Genomic DNA, 3,389 nt, shown 5'->3' on the forward strand with positions numbered 1-3,389 from the left:
GGGGGCCCGGGGGGGGGCGCCGGGGCGGGGGGGGCGCGGGGTGCGTCGAGCTCCGTTCCGGTGGGGCGGTGTCCTCGCCGAAGCGGGGGTGGGCGCCGCCCGCCACGGGCCGGCCGTGCTCCAGGAGGAGCAGGAAGGCGCCGTGCGGAGGGGCGAACTCCGCCGCCGGATAGCGGCTCAGGTCGTGCGCGGAGCCGTACCGGGTCGTGTACTCGTACGCCAGCTCGTCGAGGAGCGGGCGGGCCAGGGGGTCGGTGGTCGTGGTCCGGTGCACGGACAACGCGAAGGTCATGACGGTCCTTCAGGCGAAGGAGAAGAAAGAAGACAGGGCAGAGCAGGGCGGAACGAGGGGAGGGGAGAGCTCAGGCGCTCACGAGGGGCCTGGGTGTGAAGGCGCCGCGGAGGACAGCACGCGGGCGGGGAGAAGCAGGGGGTCGGCTCAACAGGAAGAGGACCACACTCGACCGAAGTCGATGTGGGAGCGCGTGACCAGCTGCTGCGGATGCATGGCCCCAGTGGAACAGGCATCCGGTCCCGCGTCAACTGCGGTGAGACGTACGGCTCACAGTGCGGACACCCTTGACAGCGGCCCGCGTTGACCGCATAGCCTCGAAGGGCGGATCGGGCTGAGGGGCCCGGATCCGCGGCTCAGCGCGTGTGAAGGCGCACCCCGTGTTCGATCCTCTGGCATCCACGGAGCCCTCGCATGTCCGCGACCCTCGTCGAAACCCCTTCCGCGGCACCGCCGGCCGAACCGCCCCCGCGCGTCGTCCCCACCCGCCGCACCGGCCAGTGGACCGCGGCCGCCGCCGTCCTCGTCCTGCTCGCGCTCGCCCTCGTCTCGGTCGTCCGCAACGAGGCCTTCCAGTGGGACGTCGTCGCCGAGTACTTCACCTCCGCGTCCGTCCTGCGCGGCCTCGGCCTCACCCTGTGGCTGACCGCCCTCGTCATGGCCCTCGGCTTCGTCCTCGGCACCCTGCTCGCCGTCCTCAGGCTCTCCGCCAACCCCGTTCTGCGCGCCGTCGGTTGGGGCTACATCTGGTTCTTCAGGTCCACCCCGATCCTGGTCCAGCTGCTCTTCTGGTTCAACATCGGCGTGCTCTACCCGCAGATCCTCGGCGTCAACACGGTCAACCTCCTCGGACCCGTCGCCGTCGCCGTCATCGGCCTCACCCTGCACGAGGCCGCCTACGCCGCCGAGGTCGTCCGCGGCGGCATCCTCTCCGTCGACCGGGGGCAGATCGAGGCCGCCCAGTCCCTCGGCCTCGGCCGAGGGCGCCGGCTCTCCCGGATCGTGCTGCCGCAGGCCATGCGCGCGATCGTCCCGCCCGCCGGGAACATGCTGATCGGCACCCTCAAGGGCACCTCCATCGTCTCCGTCATCGCCGTCCAGGACCTGCTCTACTCGACCCAGCTCGTCTACCACCGCACGTACGAGATCGTCCCGCTGCTGCTCGTCGCCACGCTCTGGTACGTCGCCGTCACCTCGGTCCTCTCCATCGGCCAGCACTACGTCGAGCGGCACTACGCCCGCGGAACGGCCGGTGCGCGATGAGTCCGCGCCGCTCCCTCGTGATCGTGGGCGCCGGGCCGCGGGGGACCGGCTTCCTCGAACGGCTCGCCGCCAACCTGCCCGAGCTGTACGGCGACGAGCCCCTCGACGTCCACCTCGTCGACCCGCACCCGCCCGGCCCCGGCCGCATCTGGCGCACCGCGCAGTCCCCGCTGCTCTGGATGAACTCCCAGGCCGAGGACGTCACGATGTTCACCGACGAGACCGTCGAACTCGAAGGGCCCGTCCGCCCCGGACCCACCCTCGCCGAATGGGCCGGCGTCGACGGCCGCACCTTCCCCACCCGCCCCCAGCAGGGCGCCTACCTGCGCTGGGTGTACGAGCGGGCCCGCGACGCCCTGCCCGCCACCGTCGCCGTCCACGAGCACCGCACCACCGCCCTGCGGATCAGCGGTCCCCGCGACGGACGCCAGCGGGTCTGGCTGGAGGGCACCGCCGTCCCCCTCCTCGCCGACCTCGTCGTCCTCACCGTCGGCCACCTCGACGCCGAACCCGACGGGGAGCAGCGCCGGCTCGCCGACTTCGCCGCCCGCCACCGGCTCGTGCACCTCCCGCCCGACTTCACCGCCGACGCCGACCTCTCCGCCCTCCCCGCCGGCGAACCCGTCCTCGTCCGCGGCTTCGGCCTCGCCTTCGTCGACCTGATGGTGCTGCTCACCGAGGGCCGCGGCGGACGGTACGAGGGCGAGGGCGACGAGCTCGTCTACATCCCCTCCGGCAAGGAGCCGGTGCTGCACGTCGGATCACGCCGGGGCGTCCCGTACCACTCGAAGATCGGCTACGTCCTCGACGGCGAACGGCCGCCGTTGCCCCGCTTCTTCGGCACCGAGCAGACCGACGCCCTGCTCCGGCGCACCGGGCCGATCGACTTCCGGCGCGACGTGTGGCCGCTCATCGACAAGGAACTCGGCTGGGCCCACTACCACCGGCTCTTCTCCACCCACCCCGAGCGGACCGCGCTCGCCTGGAGCGACTTCGAGAACGCCTACGAGCAGGCGCCGCCCCGCGGGCCCGAACTCGCCGCGGTCGTCGCCGCGGCCGTCCCCGACCCCGCCGACCGGCTCGACCTCGACGCCCTCGACCACCCCCTGGACGGCCTGCGCTACGACTCCGCGGAAGCCCTCCAGCAGGGCCTGCGCGACTACATCACCGAGGACCTGACCCGCCGCCACGACCCCGCCCACAGCCCCGACGCCGCCGTCTTCGCCGGCCTGCTCTCCGTCTACGGCCAGCTCCTGCGCCTCGGCGGTCGCCTGGACCCCGGCGGCTGGTGGCACGGCTTCTTCAGCTACCTCGCCTCCGGGCCGCCCGGCCCCCGGCTGAGGCAGCTCCTCGCGCTCTCCCGCGCCGGCGTCGTCCGCTTCCTCGGCCCGCGGGTCACCGTCGAGACCGACGAGGAACGCGGCCTCTTCCGGGCCGGGTCCCCCGCCGTACCGGGCGAGTGGACCGGGGCCCGCGCCCTCGTCGAGGCCCGGATCCCCGACCCCACCCCGGAGCTCACCGGCAGCCCCCTGCTCCGCGCCCTGTACGAGGAGGGGACCCGCGCCACCCCCGGCGGCCTCCTCGTCGTCGACCCCGTCGACGGCCGGGTCCTGGAACACGACGGACGCCCGCACCCGCGCCGCTTCGCCCTCGGCCCGCACACCACCGCCCGCACCGGGAGCGCCTTCACCCGGCCCCGCACCGGCGGGGTCGCCTTCGGGCAGAACGACGTCACCGCGCGGGCCGCCCTGGCCTTCCTGCGCGACCGGGAGTGTCGGCTCCCCGCCCCGCTGAGCGCCTGATCCGCGCCCGCCTCTCCACCCGTACCCCGTTC

Annotated in this window: 2 protein-coding genes and 1 pseudogene; 2 read left to right on the top strand and 1 reads right to left on the bottom strand. The window is 73.8% G+C overall.

Annotated elements, in window-relative coordinates; translation table 11 throughout:
* Positions 1 to 292, bottom strand: a pseudogene (locus K7G60_RS38435) (hypothetical protein); the annotation flags it as partial.
* 414 nt (positions 293 to 706) lie between these two features.
* Between K7G60_RS38435 and K7G60_RS38440 the strand changes: the two are divergent.
* Together K7G60_RS38440 and K7G60_RS38445 are read left to right on the top strand one after the other, a co-directional pair.
* Complete coding sequence (locus K7G60_RS38440) at positions 707 to 1,555, top strand: amino acid ABC transporter permease (protein ID WP_225805605.1); 849 nt, start codon at positions 707 to 709, stop codon at positions 1,553 to 1,555.
* Positions 1,552 to 3,357: an FAD/NAD(P)-binding domain-containing protein gene (locus K7G60_RS38445; RefSeq protein WP_225805606.1), complete on the top strand. Its 1,806-nt coding sequence runs from the start codon at positions 1,552 to 1,554 to the stop codon at positions 3,355 to 3,357. Before K7G60_RS38440 ends, K7G60_RS38445 begins: the two co-directional genes overlap by 4 nt.
* The last annotated feature ends 32 nt before the right edge of the window (positions 3,358 to 3,389 follow it).

Origin of the sequence: Streptomyces sp. NK15101, assembly GCF_020400725.1 — a bacterium.
In the GTDB taxonomy this organism is placed as follows: Bacteria; Actinomycetota; Actinomycetes; order Streptomycetales; family Streptomycetaceae; genus Streptomyces.

What these genes read in the sequence shown, in the direction of transcription:
- K7G60_RS38445 (WP_225805606.1), top strand. Translation starts at nt 1,552, where the DNA reads ATGAGTCCGCGCCGCTCCCTCGTGATCGTGGGCGCCGGGCCGCGGGGG.
- K7G60_RS38440 (WP_225805605.1), top strand. Translation starts at nt 707, where the DNA reads ATGTCCGCGACCCTCGTCGAAACCCCTTCCGCGGCACCGCCGGCCGAA.